Below are 18,432 nucleotides of genomic sequence, written 5' to 3' on the forward strand. Positions count from 1 at the left end.
GTGCGTGTGCGCTACTCCCCGAGGTCCTGTTCGTCCGCGCGGCGGATGACCCGGTCCTTCTCGTCGGCCCGGCGCATCGGCTGGACGCCGGAGCCCGGCAGGCCCTGTGCGGCCGGGCGGCCCAGCTCCGCCGGCTCCTCCTTCGGCACCGCGCGGACGATCGTGATCAGCCGGTCGGCGTGCTGCAGCGGGCTCGCCGCCGGGTCGTCGTACGCCAGCAGCCGGTGGCCGCGCAGTACGGAGACGACCAGGTCACCGGTGTCGCGTACCGACTTGCCGACCTCCGACTTCACCACCGGGCGCTCGATCAGGTCCAGCCCGCTGCCCTGCTGGATCAGGTCCTCCATGACCGTGCTCGCGCTCGGGCTGTGCACCGACAGGCCCAGCAGCCGGCCCGCCGCGCTCGCCGAGGTGATCACGGAGTCGGCGCCGGACTGCCGCAGCAGCGGCGCGTTCTCCTCCTCCCGCACCGCCGCCACGATCGTGGCCTTCTTGTTGAGCTGACGGGCGGTGAGGGACACCAGAACCGCGGTGTCGTCGCGCTGCGTGGCGATGATGATCTGGCGGGCGCGCTGGACCTCCGCGCGCAGCAGTACGTCGCTGCGCGTGGCATCGCCCAGTACACCCGCGAAGCCCTCGGCGACGGCCGCGTCGATCACCTTGGGGCTCGGGTCCACGATGACGATGCGGTCCCGGCTCGCGCCCGTGGCCCGCAGCGTCTGCACGGCCGACCGGCCCTTCGTACCGAAGCCGACGATGACGGTGTGGTCGCGCAAGGCGGTCCTCCAGCGGTTCAGCCGCCACTGTTCACGGGTCCGCTCGGTGAGGACCTCGAGGGTGGTGCCGACCAGAATGATCAGGAACAGGACGCGGAGTGGCGTGATGAGCAGGATGTTCAGCAGCCGTGCGGAGTCTCCGTACGGCACGATGTCGCCGTACCCGGTCGTGGAGAGCGTGACGGTCGCGTAGTAGACGCAGTCGAGGAAGTCGACCTTGCCATTGGCGTTGTCGTGGTACTCGTCGCGGTCCACCCAGACGATGAGGACCGTCAGCACCAGCACTATCAGCGCCATGACGAGCCGGCGGACCACCTGCCGCAGCGGTGCGGCGGGCGCCCGGCGGGGCAACTGGACCCGGTGCGAGACGTCTTCGGGGAGCCGCTCGTGTGCCGCGGCGTCCTGCATGGGGAGCTTCACGCGCGGCCTCCGGTGGCACCGGTGTCCGGGGTCGTGACGGCGGTGATCGGGTTCGTGGCGGCGGGGGACCAGGGGAGGCCGAGGAGCACGGCCGGCTCGCCCTCGGCGGCACCGCCCGGCGGGATCACGGCCAGCGCGTCGGCGGCGGCGATGCCGCGCAGCATGGCCGGACCGTTGAAGTGCAGGGGACGCGCCACGACGCCCCCCTTCTCGTCCGTACGGCAGACCACGGGGACCAGCCGGGTGTCGTGCGGGTGCCCCTGCACGCCGTCGGCGAGGCGGACCCGGCGGGGCTCGGAGCGCGGACGGCCCGAGAGCGTACCGAGCAGCGGTTCGGCGAGCGTCAGCAGCCCCGAGACCGCGGCGAGCGGATTGCCGGGGAGGCCGACCAGGTGCCGGGGGGTGCGCGGGGTACGGGCGGTGCGCTTGGTGCGCTTGGCGGCCCGGCCGCGCGGGGCGCTGCCGTCCGCCGGGTCGAGCCGGGCGAGCAGCATCGGGTGGCCGGGGCGTACCTGTACGCCGTCCACCAGCAGTTCGGCCCCGAGGCGCCGCAGCGTGGGGTGCACATGGTCGACCGGGCCCGCGGCCGTGCCGCCGGTCGTGATCACCACGTCCGCCGTCGAGGAGGCGATGGCCTCGTACAACACGCCCTCGTCGTCCGCGAGATGACGCGGGCCGATGGTCTCCGCGCCCAGCGCGTGCAGCCAGGGCGCGAGCATCGGGCCGAGCGCGTCCCGGATGCGGCCCTCCTGCGGCAGGCCGCTGTGCAGCAACTCGTCGCCCAGGACCAGGATTTCCACCACCGGGCGGCGGTACGTCCACAGCTCGTCGTAGCCCGCGGCGGCGGCGAGGCCGAGCACGGCCGGGGTTACCGGCGTGCCGGGCGGCAGCAGTTGATCGCCGTTGCGGCACTCCTGGCCGCGCGGCCGGATGTCCTGCCCGGGCGTCGCGCCGCCGGGTGCGGACAACAGCGCGCCGCCATCGGGCTGTTCGGCGACCTCGCCGTGCTCGGAACGGAGTACGGCCGACGCCCCCGGCGGTATCCGCGCCCCGGTGGCGATCCGGATCGCGTGCCCGTCGGGCAGCGGCCGGGCGGGGCCCTGACCGGCGAGGATGCCGGCGGTCGCGGCGGGGGCGAGAGTGCTGGGGGCGGTCACGCGCCAGGGACCCGGCCCGGAGACGGCCCAGCCGTCCATCGCCGAGGTGTCGAACGAGGGCAGGTCCGTGAGGGCCGTGAGCGCCCCGGCGAGCACCCGGCCCAGCGCCTCGGGGCCGAGCGGCACGGCGGCTGCCTCCAGCGGCCCGTCCACGGCACCGGCCGCGGCCGCCCGGGCGTCGTGCCAGGGGGTGTGGGCGCTGTGGCGGTGGGGTGGTGCGGTGCGGGAGGCGGCCGCGGGGGCGGGGTCGGGGTTGGCGGAGCTCTGGGGGTGGGCCGGACGGCCGGGCTGCGGTGCGGCGGCGGCCGGGAAATCCGGGGAGCCGGGGCCTTCCGGGCCCGGCTGCGGTTCCTGCTCCGGCTGCGGCTCCGGGGTACGGGCCGCGGCCGCCTCCGGCCCGGTTGCGTGGCGGCCGTTGCCCCAGGGGGCGTGCCACGGGTCCATCCACGTGCGTTCGGACGAGCGCTCAGGAGCACGGTGCTCCGCGCCTCGAGGCGCGGTGTCCGCCGCCCGAGGCGCCGCGTCGGGTGTCCGAGGCGCCGCGTCCGGTGTCCGAGGCGCGGCGTCCGCCGCCCGGGCCCGCCCCGCGTTGGCGATGGCGAGGGCGTCGTCGAATTCGCCGGGGTCTCCCGTAAGACCGGGCATCATTCCTTCGCTTCCCCGGCTTCTCCGGCGTCCGCGGCTTCGGCCTTCGCGGCTTCGGCTTCCGCGGCCCAGCGGTTCGCCAGCGCCGCGGCGCGCCTGCTGACCTCCGCCACGTCGAGGCCCTGCTGGGCGGCCGCGTAACCGACGAGGAAGGTCGTCAGCGGCGCGGCCGGCCGGGCCACGCCGTGCGCCGCGTCCCGCGCCAGGTCGAGGAGGACGGCCGTGTCGACATCGAGCTCGATGCCCAGTTCGGCCTTGACTGCGGTGATCCATTCGTCCAACACGTGTCCATGCTCCCTGATCCGGGCGCGCGCCGCGCTGAGGGCCTCCCAGGTGTCGCAGTCGAACGAGGCCGCCGCCGTGTCGTCCCGGACCCGCCGCAGCGTCAGTTCGGCGAGCAGGGCACGCAGCGGCAGCCCGTCGAGCCCGCCGCGCGCGGCCCGCAGCGTTTCGAGGGCGCGGCGCAGCGCCGCGGCCCTGTACGCCGCCACGAGCGGCTGATCCCGCCCGTCGCCGTCGACCAGCAGCGCGCCGTCCGCCGGAGCCCCGTCAGCCTCGCCGGGCGGCTCCCCGGGGCCCGGCCCCGCTCCCGCCGCCAGCAGCGCGTCCACCGTCCCGGTGGTGAGAAAGGGCAGGTCGGCGGAGAGGACGAGGACCGTGTCGGCCGTGGTGTGCCGCAGGCCCGCGTCCAGCGCCGCGACCGGCCCGGCCCCGGGCGGGTCCTCGCGCGTCGTCACCACGGGGCGCGCGGTCGGCCGCTCGGGCCCGACCACCACGGTGCGCGCCGCACCGGGGCAGGCGGCGAGCACCCGGTCCAGCAGGGACCGGCCGCCGACCGCGAGGGCCGGCTTGTCCGCGCCGCCGAGCCGACGCGCCGCGCCCCCGGCCAGCACGATGGTGTCGTAGTCGCTCGTCACCCCCCGAGTATCACCGGCACCCGGCGATCGACACCCCCTCCGTACCGGTGTTCGTGAGCGTGGTTTTCGTCTCTCACAGCCCCCGCAACAGGACCGCCGGCGATTCCACGCAGTCCGCCACGAAGCGCAGGAAGCCGCCCGCCGTGCCGCCGTCGCACACCCGGTGGTCGAAGGTGAGCGAGAGCTGCACGACCTGCCGCACGGCCAACTCCCCTTCGTGCACCCAGGGCTTGGCGGCTATCCGGCCGACGCCGAGCATCGCGGCCTCGGGGTGGTTGATGATCGGCGTGGAGCCGTCGACGCCGAAGACGCCGTAGTTGTTGAGCGTGAACGTGCCGTGCGACAGCTCGGCGGGCGTGAGCCGTCCCGCGCGCGCCGTCTCGGTGAGCCGCGCCATCTCGGCGGAGAGCCCCTCGACCGTACGGGCGTGCGCGTCCCGTACGACCGGCACGATCAGCCCGCGGTCGGTCTGCGCCGCGAACCCCAGGTGCACCTCCGGCAGCCGGACGATCTCGTGCGTCGCCGTGTCGACGGTGGAGTTCAGCTCCGGATACCGCGCGAGGGCCGCCGTACAGATCCGGGCCAGCAGCGCGAGCAGCGACACCTTCTCGCCGCGCCCCGCGTTCATGGCGCGGCGGACGGCCAGCAGCTCCGTCGCGTCCGCGTCCACCCAGCAGGTCGCGTCCGGGATCTCCCGCCGGCTGCGGGCGAACTTCTCCGCCGCCGCGCCCCGCATCCCCTTCAGCGGCACCCGCTCGGCCCCTGCCGGGGTCACGGCTCCGGCTCCCGCCGGGGCCTCGGCAGCGACGGCCGGAGCCTGCTTCCCGCCGCGCAGCGCGTGCTCGACGTCGGACCGCAGGATCAGCCCCTCCGGGCCGCTCCCCCGTACCGTGCGCAGGTCCACGCCGTGCTCCCGCGCCAGCCGCCGCACCAGCGGCGAGATCACCGGCACGGGCGCCGCCCCGCTGACGTCCTGCGGTGCCTCGGGGACTGCCGCCTCGGGGACGGCCGCCTCCCGGGCCGCCACCTGCCCGGCTGCCGCCGTGCCCACCGGGCCTGCCGGACCGCCCGCGCCGCTCGTACGGCCCGCACGTCCCGCGTCCCCCTGCCGTACGCGCCGCCGGCGCCCCGCCGGGGCGCTCGTGCCGTACCCGACCAGTACGTTCCCCGAGCCCTCGGCCTCCTTGGCGCGGTCGGTCCCGGGGCCCTGACCGGCGTCCGGCGACGCCCCCACCGCCACCGTCACCAACGGTGCGCCGACCGGCAGTTCGTCGCCCTCCTCGCCCATCCGGGCCGTGACGACGCCGCCGTACGGGCACGGCACCTCGACCATCGCCTTGGCCGTCTCGACCTCCACCACCGGCTGGTCGACGGCGACCACCTCGCCCACCTCGACCAGCCAGCGCACGATGGTCGCCTCGGTCAGCCCCTCGCCCAGGTCGGGCAGCGGGAACTCGCGTACCTCCGCCATCAGCTGCCACTCCCCTCGGTGCCGCCCTCGGTCCAGTCGGACTCCCACTGCAGGCGCGCCACGGCGTCCAGCACCCGGTCGACGCCGGGCAGGTGGTGCCGCTCCAGCATCGGCGGCGGATACGGAATGTCGAAGCCGGCCACCCGCAGCACGGGCGCCTCCAGGTGGTGGAAGCAGCGCTCGGTGATCCGGGCGGCGATCTCCCCTCCGGGACCGCCGAAGCCGGTGGACTCGTGGACGACGACCGCGCGCCCCGTGCGCCGCACCGACGCGCACACCGTCTCGTCGTCGAACGGCACCAGGGAGCGCAGGTCCAGCACCTCCAGGTCCCAGCCCTCCTCGCGCGCCGCCTCGGCCGCCTCCAGGCACACCGGCAGCGACGGCCCGTACGTGATGAGCGTCGCGCTGCTCCCGGGGCGGCGGATCTCCGCACGGCCTATGGGCGCGACGGGGGCCGGCTCCTCGGGGGACCAGTCCGCCTTGGACCAGTACAGCCGCTTGGGCTCCAGGAAGACCACCGGGTCGTCGGAGGCGATCGCGGCCCGCAGCATGCCGTACGCGTCGGCGACGGTCGCCGGGGCGAGCACCTGCAGCCCCGGCGTGGCCATGTAGTACGCCTCGGAGGAGTCGCTGTGGTGCTCCACGCCGCCGATCCCGCCGCCGTACGGGATGCGGATCGTCAGCGGCATCGGGAGCGCGCCCCGCGTCCTGTTCCGCATCCGCGCCACGTGGCTGACGAGCTGCTCGAACGCGGGGTAGGCGAACGCGTCGAACTGCATCTCCACCACGGGCCGCAGGCCGTACATCGCCATGCCGACCGCCGTGCCGAGGATGCCGGCCTCGGCGAGCGGGGTGTCGGTGCAGCGGTCCTCGCCGAACTCCTTGGCGAGGCCGTCGGTGATCCGGAAGACGCCGCCGAGCTGCCCGACGTCCTCGCCCATCACATGGACGGTGGGGTCCTCGGCCATGGCGTCGCGCAGCGCCCTGGTGAGGGCCTGCGCCATCGTGGCGGGCCTGCGCTCGGTCGCGGTCGTGCTCCCGGCGGCGACTGCGGTGCTCATCAGTGCTCCCCTTCCGCTGCGATCTCAGCCCGCAACAGGTCCGCCTGCTCGCGCAGTTGGCTGGTCTGCGCGGCGTACACGTGGTCGAAGAGGTCCATCGGGTCCAGCGCCGGGTCCGCGTTCATCCGCTCGCGCAGCGCGCCGGCCATCTCCTCCGCCGCGTCCTTCGTGGCGCTCACGTACGCGGGCGTCAGCAGGTCCCGCTCCGCCAGCTCGCGCTCCAGCAGGGCGATCGGGTCGTGGCCGCGCCAGGTCTCGACCTCGGAGTCGCTGCGGTAGCGGGTGGCGTCGTCGGCGTTGGTGTGCGCCTCCAGGCGGTACGTCACGGCCTCGACCAGCGTGGGGCCGCCGCCGCGGCGCGCTCGCGCCACTGCCTCGCCGAGCACTTCGTGCACCGCGGGCGCGTCGTTCCCGTCCACCAGCCGCCCGGGCATGCCGTATCCCACCGCCTTGTGGGCGAGCGAGGGGGCGGCCGTCTGCTTGGCGAGCGGGACGGAGATCGCGAAGCCGTTGTTCTGCACCAGGAAGACGACGGGTGCCTGCCATACGGCCGCGAAGTTCAGCGCCTCGTGGAAGTCGCCCTCGCTCGTGCCGCCATCGCCGACCATGGCGAGCGCGACGACGTCGTCGCCCTTGAGCCGGGCGGCGTGCGCGAGGCCCACCGCGTGCGGCAGCTGGGTGGCGAGCGGGGTGCACAGCGGCGCCACGCGGTGCTCCCGCGGGTCGTACCCCGTGTGCCAGTCGCCGCGCAAAAGGGTGAGGGCCTGCACGGGGTCCAGGCCGCGGGCGACGGCGGCGAGGGTGTCGCGGTAACTGGGGAAGAGCCAGTCGCGCTCCTCCAGGACGAGCGCGGCGGCCACCTGGCACGCCTCCTGGCCGGTGGAGGAGGGGTACACGGCGAGCCGGCCCTGGCGGGTGAGCGCGGTGGCCTGGGTGTTGTACCGGCGGCCGCTGACCAGCTGCGCGTACAGCCGCTTGAGCAGGCCGTCGTCCAGCCCGCGCGCCGCGTCCGTGCCGAGCAGGCGGTACGGCTCCGCGTCGGGCAGGAGGGGCCCGGGGTCGACGCGGGGCCGCCAGGCGGGCGGCGGGGCCGGCCGGTCGCTGGTCGCGGTGCTGCCATGCCTGCTGCTGCCCGGCTGCTGGAGAACCGTCATGAGGGGCACCTCCTCGGTGGAAGGGGTGGCGCTGCGCGCCGCGTGCGGGGTGGTGACGGGCGACTGAAGGGAAAACTGCGGGTGCGGGGGACCGGCCGGTGGGCCGGACTCCTCCCTACCGATTGTTCGGTTGCCGACACATTTTGGCTACAGGCGGGCCGAGCCTGTGGACAATCGGTTCTGCACAGCCTGGAATGGAGTCAGGACGTCCAAGAAGGGGAGACAGGACGGCATGCCGGACGAACAGATGGTCAATCCCGCCGGACGACACCCCGTCCGCCCACTGGACGCCGTCGACCGCGACATCCTGCGCATGCTGCAGACCGACGGCCGCGCGTCGATACGGTCCGTGGCCGACCGCGTGCACATCTCACGGGCCAATGCGTACGCCCGGATAAACCGCCTGCTGGACGACGGCGTCATCCGTGGTTTCAGCGCCCGGGTGGACCAGGAGCGGGCGGGTCAGGGCGCGTCGGCGTACATCACGCTGAAGATCGTGCAGAACTCCTGGCGCACGGTGCGCGAAGCGCTCCAGGCGCTCCCGGGCGCCGCGCACATCGCCCTGGTCAGCGGGGACTTCGACGTCCTGCTGCTGGTCCACACGAAGGACAACAGGGCGCTGCGGGAGCTGGTCCTCACCCGCATCCAGTCGATACCGGAAGTACTGAGCACCCGCACGCTGCTGGTCTTCGAGGAGACCGACCTCGAACCGGAGGGGTGAGCGTGACGCGGCGTGGCCCGCACGGGCCCGTCGGCGTCAGCCTTCGCTGCGCAGGCCCGCGAAGGCCGTACGGACCACGGCGTCGGCGACTTCCTCGGCGCTCGCCGAGCCGCCGCGGCCCGGCCGGTACCACTCCACGATCGAATTGATCATGCCGAAGAGCAGCCTCGTGGCCAGCCGGATGTCGGCGTCCGGGCGCAGGTCGCCCTCGGCGGCCGCCGCCTTCAGCAGCTCGGCGACCTCGTTGTCGAAGTCGCGGCGGCGCTCCATGGCCCACCGCTCGGTGTCGGTGTTGCCCCGCACCCGCAGCAGCAGCGTCACGTACGGCAGCTCCGCGATCAGCACCTCGACCTCGCGCCGGGTCACGTACTCCAGCCGCTCGATCGCGCGGCCCTCGGTCGCGCCCGGCTCCTGGAGGACCCCGAAGAGGCCGTCCAGCGCCCTGCTTATCGCCCGCCGCAGCAGCTCTTCCTTGCTGCGCACGTGGTGGTAGATGGAGGACTTGGAGATGCCGGCCGCCTTGGAGAGGTGCTCCATGGACGTGCCGTCGTAACCGCGCTCGTTGAACACCTCGACGGCGACCGCGAGCAGCGAATCGGGCGTGTAGGTGTCGCGCTTGGCCATGGTCATGATTACAGCAGCTTTCCGGACGGGGCCGCACAGCGGACCAGGGAGCGGGACGGGGCCGGCGGCGGGCGGGCACGGAGCGGGCTCGCGCCCCACGCACCCCACTGCGACGACCGGCGCTCCGACGGAGTTTTCCACAGGCTTTCCAAGCCCTCTTGCCCCGACCGATCGTTCGGTTACTCTAGGGCGTGTCTTTTGGGTCGGCCCGGATCAGGTCGCGGCGTCTGGTGCGGTGAATCGCAAGGCGGAGCGTTGCCCTCGTACCGGGTTGTACGTGGGCAATGCGACAACGCCGCGAGGTGCCGTGCTGGGGGCACCTCCCAGCGGTAGCTGGGGGAGTCGCGGCCCCGGCGTGACCCGAAAGACGCGCCCTAGCTCCCGATGCCCGTGCACTCCCAGCCCCGATCGACGAGGAGTTGGTCCCCGATGGCCGCCGACCCGACCACCACGCAGTTGATCGAGAAGCACCGCTCCACGCTCGACCGGGCGCTGGAGACCATCCGCAGCCGGGCGTACTGGTCCCCGCACGCGGAGCACCCCAAGGCGTACGGCGAGGACGCCGCGCCCGAGGGCAAGGCCGCCTTCGAGGCCCTCCGCGGCACCCGCTTCGAGCTGGACCAGCCCGGCACCGACGGCTGGACCGGCGGGGAGATCTCGCCGTACGGCATCGAGCTGGGCATCACCTATCCGCACCCCGACCCCGACGTCCTGCTGCCGGTCATGCGCGCCGCGATCCCGGCCTGGCGCGACGCCGGGCCCGAGGTCCGCGCCGCGGTCTGCCTGGAGATCCTCGCCAGGATCAACGCCCGCACCCACGAGTTCGCGCACGCGGTGATGCACACGAGCGGCCAGGCGTTCATGATGGCGTTCCAGGCCGGCGGGCCGCACGCCCAGGACCGCGGCCTGGAGGCGGTGGCGTACGCCTTCGCGGAGCAGACCCGCACGCCCGGCGAGGCCCCCTGGTCCAAGCCCCAGGGCAAGCGCGACCCGCTGGAGCTCAGCAAGACCTTCCAGGCCGTCCCCCGCGGCGTCGCCCTGATGATCGGCTGCAACACCTTCCCGACGTGGAATGGTTACCCGGGCCTCTTCGCCTCCCTGGCCACCGGCAATCCCGTGCTGGTCAAGCCGCATCCGCGGGCCGTCCTGCCGCTGGCCCTCACCGTCCGCGTCGCGCGCGAGGTGCTCGCCGAGGCCGGCTTCGACCCGAATCTGGTCGCGCTCGCCGTGGACCGCCCCGACGAGGGCCTCGCCAAGATCCTCGCGCTCCGCCCCGAAGTGCGCATCATCGACTACACCGGCTCCACTGCCTTCGGCGACTGGCTGGAGGAGAACGCCCGCCAGGCGCAGGTGTACACGGAAAAGGCCGGCGTCAACACCGTCGTCATCGACTCGACGGACGACTACAAGGGCATGCTGGGCAACCTGGCGTTCTCGCTGTCCCTCTACAGCGGCCAGATGTGCACCACCCCGCAGAACCTCCTCATCCCCCGGGACGGCATCAGCACGGACGCCGGCCCGAAGACGTACGACGAGGTGGTCGGCGACCTCGCGGGCGCCGTCCAGGGCCTGCTCGGCGACGACGCGCGCGCCAACGCACTGCTGGGCGCGATCGTGAACCCGCAGGTGGCCGGGCGTATAACGGCAGCCCCCGAGCTCGGCGAGGTCGCGCTGGCCTCCCGCGAAGTGACCCACCCCGACTTCCCCGGCGCCACGGTCCGTACGCCGGTGATGGTCAAGGCCGACGGCGAGCGGAAGCGGTGGGAGGCGGCGGACGCCGAGCCGCCCTTCCTCTCGGAGTGCTTCGGCCCGGTCTCCTTCGCCGTGGCCGTGGACTCCACGCCGGAGGGCGTGGAGCTGCTGCGCCGCACGCTGCGCGACAAGGGCGCGATGACCGTCGGCGCGTACACCACCTCGCCGGAGGTGGAGCGCCTGGTCGAGGACGCCTGCCTGGAGGAGTGCGCCCAGCTCTCGCTGAACCTCACGGGCGGGGTGTACGTCAACCAGACCGCGGCGTTCTCCGACTTCCACGGCTCCGGCGGCAATCCCGCGGCGAACGCGGCGCTGTGCGACGCGGCGTTCGTGGCCAACCGGTTCCGGACGGTGGAGGTGCGACGCCAGGCGTGAGCGCCTGAGCGCCTAGGCGGGCGGCTCGATGCGGGCGTGGCGGGCGATCCAGGCGTGCATGGCGATGGCGGCGGCCGCCCCCGCGTTGATCGAGCGGGTCGAGCCGAACTGCGCGATCGAGCAGACCATCGAGGCGTGCGCCCGGGCCTCCTCGGTCAGCCCCGGCCCCTCCTGCCCGAAGAGCAGCACGCACCGCCGCGGCAGTTCCGTGGTCTCCAGCGGGACGGCGCCGGGGAGGTTGTCGATCCCGATGATCGGCAGCTCCTCGGCGGCCGCCCAGGCGGTGAGGTCCGCGGTGTCGGGGTGATGGCGCACGTGCTGGTAGCGGTCGGTCACCATCGCGCCCCGCCGGTTCCAGCGCCGCCGGCCGACGATGTGGATCTCCTTGGCCAGGAAGGCGTTGGCGGTGCGGACGACCGAGCCGATGTTGAAGTCGTGGCCCCAGTTCTCCACGGCCACGTGGAAGTCGTGACGGCGGGTGTCCAGGTCGGCGACGATCGCCTCGCGGGTCCAGTAGCGGTACTGATCGACGACGTTGCGCCGGTCACCGTGCGCGAGCAGCTCGGGGTCGTACCGCTCGTCCTGCGGCCAGGGCTCCGGGTGCGGCCCCACGCCGACCACGGTCGCGAAGCCCTCGTCGTACTGGACGGGCTCGGCGGTCCGGGCGGACTCGTCGGGGAGGATCGTCGCCGGGCCGGTGGTGCGGTGGCCGGGGCCGTCCGGGCCGGTGGTGCGCCGTCCGCGGCCCTCTGGGCTGCCGCCGGTGCTGTCCTGACCGCCGCCGGTGCTGTCCGTACCGCTGCCGGGGGCGGTTTTCTCGCTGCTCACCCCACGAGCGTATGGCCACCGCCGGACTCGTGCGTACGAGCCCCCGGCCCAGCCGCCGGCTTCTCCTCGTCCCCAGCGGTTCCGGCCGCCCCGCCGGACGCACCGTCGACCGCCCCGCCCGACGCACCGTCGACCGCACCGCCCGACGCACCGCCCGACGCACCGCCCGACGCCGGTCGCGCGGCGCCCGGGAGCAGCCGGTCGCGTGCGGCCGCCACCCGGCCACCGAGCCACCGCAGGAAGTTCGTCGGCAGGAAGACCGCGTCCGCCGCCACCATCGCGAGCGAGAAGAAGGGCAGCCCGAGCAGCACCGCGATGGACAGGTGCTCGAGGATCATCGCCACCAGCAGGACGTTCTTCACGCGCCGGTTGAAGACCGTGAAGGGGAAGGCGACCTGCACGATCACCGTGCCGTAGGTGACCAGCATGACCAGCAGCCCGCTGCCCGCGAGCAGCGCCGACAGCTCGGGCCACGGCGAGAAGTAGTCCAGGTGCATCGGGTAGAAGACGGCGGTGCCGTCCTGCCAGCGGTTGCCCTGGATCTTGTACCAGCCGGCCGTGGCGTAGATCAGGCAGACCTCCACCATGATGACCAGCAGCGCGCCGTTGTGCGCGAGGTCGGCGAGGGTGTTCAGGACCGTGCGGGGCTCTCCCGGCGCGTAGCGCCGCGCCCACCACCACGCGCCGTGCGCCAGCCACAGCCCCCACAGCGCCAGGCCCCAGCCCACGTACGGGAACGGCCCGTTGGCCGTCCACTCCAGCCCGTACAGCCCGAGCAGCTGGGCGAGGGCGAGGACCAGTCCGAGGACGGACCACAGGAGGACGCCGGTCACGTCCCGGCCCGGCGTCCCGCCGGTACCGGCCGCCGCCGTCCGCCGCGCGCGCCGGGCGTCCAGCGACCAGACCTGCCCGCAGCGGGTCAGGACCAGGTACATCGACATCAGGTGGATGACGTTGTCGCCGCCGTCGCCGAGGAAGACGCTGCGGTTCTGCAGCGACAGCACGCCGATCATGAACAGCACGGACATGGTGCGGGTGCGCCAGCCGAGCATCAGCAGCGCGCTGGAGATCATGGCCAGCGCGTACACGAACTCGAACCAGCCGCGGCCGTCGGACCAGACCAGGACGGAGAACGCGCCGTTGCTCCCGAGGAGCCGGCGGGCCATGTCCACGCTCCAGACGCCGTCCGGACCGTACAGCTCGTGTCGGTTGGGCCACTCGCGCAGCAGGAAGAACAGCCAGGTCGCGGCGAAGCCGATACGGATCACGGCGGTCTGGTACGGGGCCATCGGACCGGCCGTGACACGGGCGAACCCGCGGCCGACCGCGCGCTCTATCCAGGTGTCCTGCACGACGTAGTCCTGCCCGTTCTGCGCGTCCTGCGCGTCGGCGCCGCCGGTGTCGGTCCCGTGCCGAGGCTCGGTGGAGTGCGTGGTCACTGGTTGCTCGCCCCCTCGGGCACGTCGTCGACGGTGACCGGCCACCAGGGCAGCACCCGGTACACGGGCTTGTCGCTGATCTTCTCGCTGCTCCACGGCGGCGGCCCGACGGGCGTCGTCACCGACCGGAACTGCATCCGGCCGACCGTGCCCCCGTGCGCCATCCACTCCGCGCCGAGGCGGCCCATCGCGATCCGCCGCAGATAGCGTTCGGTCAGCTCACCGCGGGTGCCGTTCGGGCGGTTCTGCGCGTCGTGCGAGCCGACGAACGACTCCCAGCCGCGGCGCAGTTCGTTCTGCTGCGTGTGGCTGGGGAGGAAGTTGTGGTGGATGGCCCGGCCGTCGAGCGCGGTCAGGTCGGTCCAGCCGGTCGTCCGGGCGCTGCCGCCGTCGCCGGGGCGTATTTCCGCCCGTACTTGTACGGAGATGTTCTGCTGCAGCGGGTTGGGAGCGAACAGCTTCCAGTTCTGTTCGTATTCCGGGTAGACGTAGTCGCTGACCGCCGCACCGTGCGCCTTGGTGACCGTGTTGGACGGGGCAACGTGCAGAAACATCATCGCGAGGTGGACCAGGGCGGCGATCGCGATGCCGCCTGCCGCGGTCGCCACCACGATCCGCGAAGGCAGGGAGAGCGCGGTGGCGGGCGACTCCGTGGCGGGTGACTCCGCTGGTGGTCGCGTTTCGTCCGCGTATGACTGCATTCCTGCCCCGTTCCCCGGTCCTGTGCGGCTCCATCCCGCCACGGAACCGTACCCAGGCCACGTGCGCAGCGACAGCGATCCCCCGGTTGTGCACAGCCTCGACACCTTCCGGACCGTCGTCCGCACCACCTCGGGACCACCTCGGCCGTGCGCCGCCATTCCCAATTCCTGCAACCTGTTCTACCTTGCAGCCCCCAACGGTGCGCGCGGAAGGACAGCCAGTGGACTTCACCTTCACCGAGGAACAGGAAGCGGCCGCCGAGGCGGCCGGGGCCGTCTTCTCCGGAACGGCCCCCGACGCCGTCCCGTCACCCGCCCTCACCACCGGAGCCGTCGCCGACGACATCGACCGCGGCCTGTGGCGCACGCTGGCCGACGCCGACCTGCTCGGCCTGGTGATCGACCCCGCGTACGGCGGTGCCGGCCTCGACCCCGTCGCGCTCTGCCTCGTTCTGCGCGAAGCCGGCAAGGTCCTCGCCCGGGTACCGCTGCTGGAGACCGGCGCCGCGGCACTCGCCCTGCAGACCTACGCCGACGCCGCGCTGCGCGAGGAGACGCTGCCCCGCATCGGCCGCGGCGAGCTGATCGTCACGGTCGCCTCCGCCGGACGCACCGGACACGACCCGGCCGAACTGACTGTCGAGGCGCGCGAGGAGGACGAGGGGGACGGGGCGGACGCGCACTGGACGCTGGACGGCACCCACAGTGCCGTGCCCTGGGCCCACAGCGCGGACCGCGTCCTCCTCCCGGCGCACACCCGCGACGGCAGCGCCGTCCTCGCCCTCGTCCCCCGCGACCACCCCGGCGTCGCCCTCGCCGAGCAGGTCTCCACCACCGGAGAGCGGTACGCCGAGGTCCGGCTGGACGCCGTACGGCTCACCGCCCGCGAGGTGATCACCGACCCCGCCGCCTGGGAACGGCTGCGGCAGCTCCTCACCATCGGCACCTGCGCCCAGGCGCTCGGGCTCGGCGAGCGGGTCCTCGCCATGACGGCCGAATACACCGGCACCCGCGAACAGTTCGGGCACCCGGTTGCCACGTTCCAGGCCGTCGCCGTGCAGGCCGCCGACCGGTACATCGACCTGCGGGCCATGGAGGCCACCCTGTGGCAGGCCGCGTGGCGCCTCGGCACCGGCGCGCCCGGCGCCCTGCCCCCGGCCGGAGACGTCGCCGTGGCCAAGATCTGGGCAGCGGAGGGCGTACGGCGCGTCGTACAGACCGCGCAGCACCTCCACGGCGGATTCGGTGCCGACACCGACTACCCGCTGCACCGCTACCACGCCTGGGCCAAGCAGCTGGAACTCGCACTCGGCCCGGCCGCGGCCCATGAGGAGGCACTGGGCGACCTGTTGGCCGCTCACGCGCTGGGGTGAGCACCGGCCGGACAACGGCGAGGCCGGCGCGCCGCCGGACAACGGCGGTGCCGACCGAGCAGCCGAACCGCACAACGGCGGCGCCCCGCTTCACGTTTCACGTGAAACAGAGCGCCGCCGCGAAAAGGTTGAGACACAGGCCCTGAGGCCGGCGGTCAGATGACCGTGCCCGCTCCGCCCTGATCGGTGACCACCGGGCGCCCGGCGGCCTCCCAGGACTGCATGCCGCCCTCGACGTTCACCGCGTCGACGCCCTGCTGGACCAGGTACTGCGTGACCTGCGCCGAACGGCCGCCGACCCGGCACAGTACGTAGACCTTGCCGCCCTCGGGCGCCTTCTCCGTCAGCTCGGCGTAGCGCGCGACGAAATCACTCATCGGGATGTGCAGGGCACCCTCGGCGTGCCCGGCCTCCCACTCGTCGTCCTCACGCACGTCCAGCAGGAAATCCGCCGGCGTGAGCGCGTCGACACCGACCGTGGGCACAGAACCAAAATGCATGACCCCGACGCTACCCGACCGGCCTCCCCGCACGCCGCCCGCGCCTAGCGGGCCACGAGCTGAGCCAGCCGCTCCTCGCGCTCCGCCACATCGGCCAGCAGCTTCTCGGCGATCTGCTCCAGCAGCGCGTCCGGGTCCTCCGGCGCCATCTTGAGCATCTGGCCGATCGCGCTCTCCTCCAGCTCCGCGGCGACCGCCGTCAGCATCTCCTTGCGGGTGGCCAGCCACTCCAGCCGCGCGTACAGCTCCTCGCTCTCGCTCAGCTGCCGCTCCCGCGGCACCGGACCGGCCTCCCACTCCGCCGCCAGCTCCCGCAGCGCCGCCTCGTCACCGACCGCGTACGCGGCGTTGACCCGCGAGATGAACGCGTCCCGGCGCTCCCGCTCCGCGTCGTCCTGCGCCAGGTCCGGATGCGCCTTGCGCACCAGGTCCCGGAAGACCTTGCGGGCCTCCTCGCTCGGCCGCACCTTCTGCGGCGGGCGCACCGACTGGTCCGTCAGCATGGCCTGCGCCTCGGGCCACAGCCCCTCGGAACCCATCCAGCCGTGGAACAGCTCCTCCACGCCCGGCATCGGCAGCACCGCGGCACGGAGCTCCTGCGCCCTGCGCACGTCCTCCGGGTCGCCCGACCGTGCCGCGACGGCCTCCGCGATCTGCGCGTCCAGCTCGTCCAGCCGCGAGTACATCGGCCCGAGCCGCTGGTGGTGCAGGCGCGAGAAGTTCTCCACCTCCACCCGGAAGGTCTCCACCGCGATCTCGAACTCGATCAGTGCCTGCTCGGCGGCCCGCACGGCCTGGGCCAGCCGGGCGGTGCCGCCCGCCGCACCCCCGCCGGAGCCGCCGGCCGCCGGATCCTCCGGTCCCGCACCTCCCGCGGCTTCCTGGCCGTCCTGCCCGTTCTGCGCTTGCGAGTTCGTCACCCGGCCACCCTACGGCCCGGCTCAGACTCCCGGCTCCGCGGCCAGCCGCCCGCTGCGCACGGCCCTGACCAGCTCCTCGTGATCGGCCTCCGTACGGTCCGCGTAGGCCACCGCGAACGAGGCCAGCGCCTCGTCCAGCACCTCGTTCTTACCGCAGTACCCGGCGACCACCTGCGGATCGGCGCTGTGCGCATGGGCCCTGGCCAGCAGCGCACCGGTCATCCGCGCGTAGTCGTCCAGCTGGTCCGCCGGCAGTGCCGCCGGGTCCACGCTGCCCTTGCGGTTGCGGAACTGCCGCACCTGGAAGGGCAGCCCCTCCCGGCGCCCGCCCGCCGCGGCCTCCGCGCCGTACACCGTCGTCCACCCCAGCAGCAGGTCGCTCACGACCTGCATCCGCTTCTGGCCGAGCACCACCCGGCGCGCCTCGTGCTCCACGGGCACCACCTCGAACCCGGCCTTCCCCACATACGGCGCGAGCGCGGACGCACGCGCCTCCTTCACCTGCAGCACCAGCGGCTCCCCCAGGTGGTCCAGCAGCAGGACGACATACGACCGCAGGCCCACGCTGCCCGTCCCGACGATGCGGAAGGCCACGTCGTGCACCGCGTACCTGGACAGCAGCGGCAGCCGGTCGTCGGGCAGCGTCCGCAGGTACCCGGCGAGCGCCGACACCACCGCGGCGGCCTCCGCGTCCGGCACCCGCCGCAGCACGGGCGGCGCGTCGACGAACCGCCGCCGTACACCGGCCTGCCCGCCGCCCGGTGCCGCACCACCGTCGTCCGGTACCGCCTCGGTCGCCTTCGCGGCGAAGCGCGCGCTGGTGTTCCTGCGCGCCTTGTCCATCACGCGTTCCAGCGTCCCCACCAGGTCCCGCGCGTCGGCGTGCGAGACCAGGTCCTCGTCCACGATGGCGTGCCACGCCTCCGCCGCGGGCATCCGCGCCAGCAGCCGCATCGTGCGGCGGTACGCGCGCGCCGCGTCCCGCGCCGCCTCCCGGCAGACGTCCTCGCCGGCGCCGCCCTCGCGGCCCGCCAGGACAAGCGAGGCCGCGAGCCGTTTCAGGTCCCACTCCCACGGCCCGCGCAAGGTGTCGTCGAAGTCGTTCAGGTCGATGACGAGCCGGCCGCGGGCGTCGGCGTACAGGCCGAAGTTCGCGGCGTGCGCGTCACCGCAGATCTGGGCCGCGACGCCGGTGACGGGGGTGGTCATCAGGTCGTACGCCATCAGTCCGGCCGAACCGCGCAGGAACGCGAACGGCGAGGCCGCCATCCGGCCGACCCGTATCGGTATGAGCTCCGGCAGCCGGCCGGCGTTGGACTCCTCCACCGCCGCCACGGCGCCTGGGCGGCCTGCCCCGAAGGCCGGCTCACTGTGCGCGGACCGCGGAACGGTCTCCCGCAGCGCCTTGCCGGCGGCCTTCGGCCCCGGCCCGTCGTCACCACGCCGGGCGAAACCGCTGACGTGGGGGAGCCGCACCGTGTCCATCTCGGATTCCCTTCGGGGTGGAGGCGGGGCACCACCATCCCACCGCTCCGCGCCCGCCCGGCGGAAAGCGCCGCAAGAACCGGGAGAACTAAGGTTGTATTATGCAACCAGCA

16 protein-coding genes are annotated in these 18,432 nt (G+C 73.7%); 3 read left to right on the forward strand and 13 right to left on the reverse strand.

From position 1 onward, the window contains the following. Positions 1–11 precede the first annotated feature (11 nt). From ACIGXO_RS15775 to pdhA, 6 genes are all read right to left on the reverse strand, one after another. The gene (locus ACIGXO_RS15775; RefSeq protein WP_399786076.1) at positions 12–1,196 is read right to left on the reverse strand and encodes a potassium channel family protein; all 1,185 of its coding nucleotides are present in this window, start codon (positions 1,194–1,196) and stop codon (positions 12–14) included. Next, positions 1,193–2,797: a molybdopterin molybdotransferase MoeA gene (locus ACIGXO_RS15780; protein ID WP_399786078.1), complete on the reverse strand. Its 1,605-nt coding sequence runs from the start codon at positions 2,795–2,797 to the stop codon at positions 1,193–1,195. The genes ACIGXO_RS15775 and ACIGXO_RS15780 overlap by 4 nt, the downstream gene beginning before the upstream one ends. Positions 2,798–2,997: 200 nt before the next feature. Continuing rightward, a complete protein-coding gene (locus ACIGXO_RS15785; RefSeq protein ID WP_399786081.1) occupies positions 2,998–3,915 on the reverse strand; it encodes an NTP transferase domain-containing protein in 918 nt (305 codons plus the stop codon). A gap of 73 nt (positions 3,916–3,988) precedes the next feature. Continuing rightward, positions 3,989–5,386: a dihydrolipoamide acetyltransferase family protein gene (locus tag ACIGXO_RS15790; RefSeq protein ID WP_399786085.1), complete on the reverse strand. Its 1,398-nt coding sequence runs from the start codon at positions 5,384–5,386 to the stop codon at positions 3,989–3,991. Beyond that, positions 5,386–6,447 (reverse strand): alpha-ketoacid dehydrogenase subunit beta, encoded by a 1,062-nt coding sequence (locus tag ACIGXO_RS15795; RefSeq protein ID WP_399786087.1) that lies wholly within the window; start codon positions 6,445–6,447, stop codon positions 5,386–5,388. The genes ACIGXO_RS15790 and ACIGXO_RS15795 overlap by 1 nt, the downstream gene beginning before the upstream one ends. After that, the gene (gene pdhA / locus ACIGXO_RS15800; RefSeq protein ID WP_399786090.1) at positions 6,447–7,601 is read right to left on the reverse strand and encodes a pyruvate dehydrogenase (acetyl-transferring) E1 component subunit alpha; all 1,155 of its coding nucleotides are present in this window, start codon (positions 7,599–7,601) and stop codon (positions 6,447–6,449) included. The genes ACIGXO_RS15795 and pdhA overlap by 1 nt, the downstream gene beginning before the upstream one ends. Positions 7,602–7,833: 232 nt before the next feature. Here pdhA and ACIGXO_RS15805 point away from each other — a divergent pair, with 232 nt between their 5' ends. Further along, positions 7,834–8,322 (forward strand): Lrp/AsnC family transcriptional regulator, encoded by a 489-nt coding sequence (locus tag ACIGXO_RS15805; protein WP_031050119.1) that lies wholly within the window; start codon positions 7,834–7,836, stop codon positions 8,320–8,322. Positions 8,323–8,358: 36 nt separating this feature from the next. Here ACIGXO_RS15805 and ACIGXO_RS15810 read toward each other — a convergent pair whose 3' ends face one another. Further along, on the reverse strand, positions 8,359–8,952 hold the full coding sequence (locus tag ACIGXO_RS15810; RefSeq protein ID WP_399786094.1) for a TetR/AcrR family transcriptional regulator: 594 nt from the start codon (positions 8,950–8,952) through the stop codon (positions 8,359–8,361). A gap of 423 nt (positions 8,953–9,375) precedes the next feature. Here ACIGXO_RS15810 and paaN point away from each other — a divergent pair, with 423 nt between their 5' ends. Next, positions 9,376–11,073, forward strand: coding sequence for a phenylacetic acid degradation protein PaaN (gene paaN / locus ACIGXO_RS15815; RefSeq protein ID WP_399786097.1), 1,698 nt, complete (start codon positions 9,376–9,378; stop codon positions 11,071–11,073). Positions 11,074–11,085: 12 nt separating this feature from the next. Here paaN and ACIGXO_RS15820 read toward each other — a convergent pair whose 3' ends face one another. The 3 genes from ACIGXO_RS15820 to ACIGXO_RS15830 form a co-directional block, all read right to left on the reverse strand. Further along, positions 11,086–11,757 (reverse strand): TrmH family RNA methyltransferase, encoded by a 672-nt coding sequence (locus tag ACIGXO_RS15820; RefSeq protein WP_399787087.1) that lies wholly within the window; start codon positions 11,755–11,757, stop codon positions 11,086–11,088. 140 nt (positions 11,758–11,897) lie between these two features. Further along, on the reverse strand, positions 11,898–13,190 hold the full coding sequence (locus tag ACIGXO_RS15825; protein ID WP_399787089.1) for an HTTM domain-containing protein: 1,293 nt from the start codon (positions 13,188–13,190) through the stop codon (positions 11,898–11,900). Between the two features lie 146 nt (positions 13,191–13,336). Beyond that, positions 13,337–14,041 carry a DUF5819 family protein gene (locus tag ACIGXO_RS15830; protein ID WP_399786099.1) on the reverse strand — a complete coding sequence of 235 codons (705 nt, stop codon included), beginning with the start codon at positions 14,039–14,041 and terminating at the stop codon, positions 13,337–13,339. 221 nt (positions 14,042–14,262) lie between these two features. On the opposite strand from ACIGXO_RS15830, the gene ACIGXO_RS15835 reads away from it, so the two are divergent. After that, positions 14,263–15,414, forward strand: a complete 1,152-nt coding sequence (locus ACIGXO_RS15835) for an acyl-CoA dehydrogenase family protein (protein ID WP_399786102.1) — start codon at positions 14,263–14,265, stop codon at positions 15,412–15,414. 155 nt (positions 15,415–15,569) lie between these two features. Here the strand turns inward: ACIGXO_RS15835 and ACIGXO_RS15840 are convergent, their stop codons facing one another. From ACIGXO_RS15840 to ACIGXO_RS15850, 3 genes are read right to left on the reverse strand one after another with little or no spacing between them, the layout of a single operon-like run. Further along, positions 15,570–15,914, reverse strand: coding sequence for a rhodanese-like domain-containing protein (locus tag ACIGXO_RS15840; RefSeq protein ID WP_399786105.1), 345 nt, complete (start codon positions 15,912–15,914; stop codon positions 15,570–15,572). Between the two features lie 44 nt (positions 15,915–15,958). Then, the gene (locus ACIGXO_RS15845; RefSeq protein ID WP_399786108.1) at positions 15,959–16,834 is read right to left on the reverse strand and encodes a hypothetical protein; all 876 of its coding nucleotides are present in this window, start codon (positions 16,832–16,834) and stop codon (positions 15,959–15,961) included. Between the two features lie 21 nt (positions 16,835–16,855). After that, positions 16,856–18,319, reverse strand: coding sequence for a DUF2252 domain-containing protein (locus ACIGXO_RS15850; protein WP_399786111.1), 1,464 nt, complete (start codon positions 18,317–18,319; stop codon positions 16,856–16,858). Positions 18,320–18,432: the final 113 nt, after the last annotated feature.

This window comes from Streptomyces sp. NPDC053542 (assembly GCF_044544685.1).
Classification (GTDB): domain Bacteria; phylum Actinomycetota; class Actinomycetes; order Streptomycetales; family Streptomycetaceae; genus Streptomyces.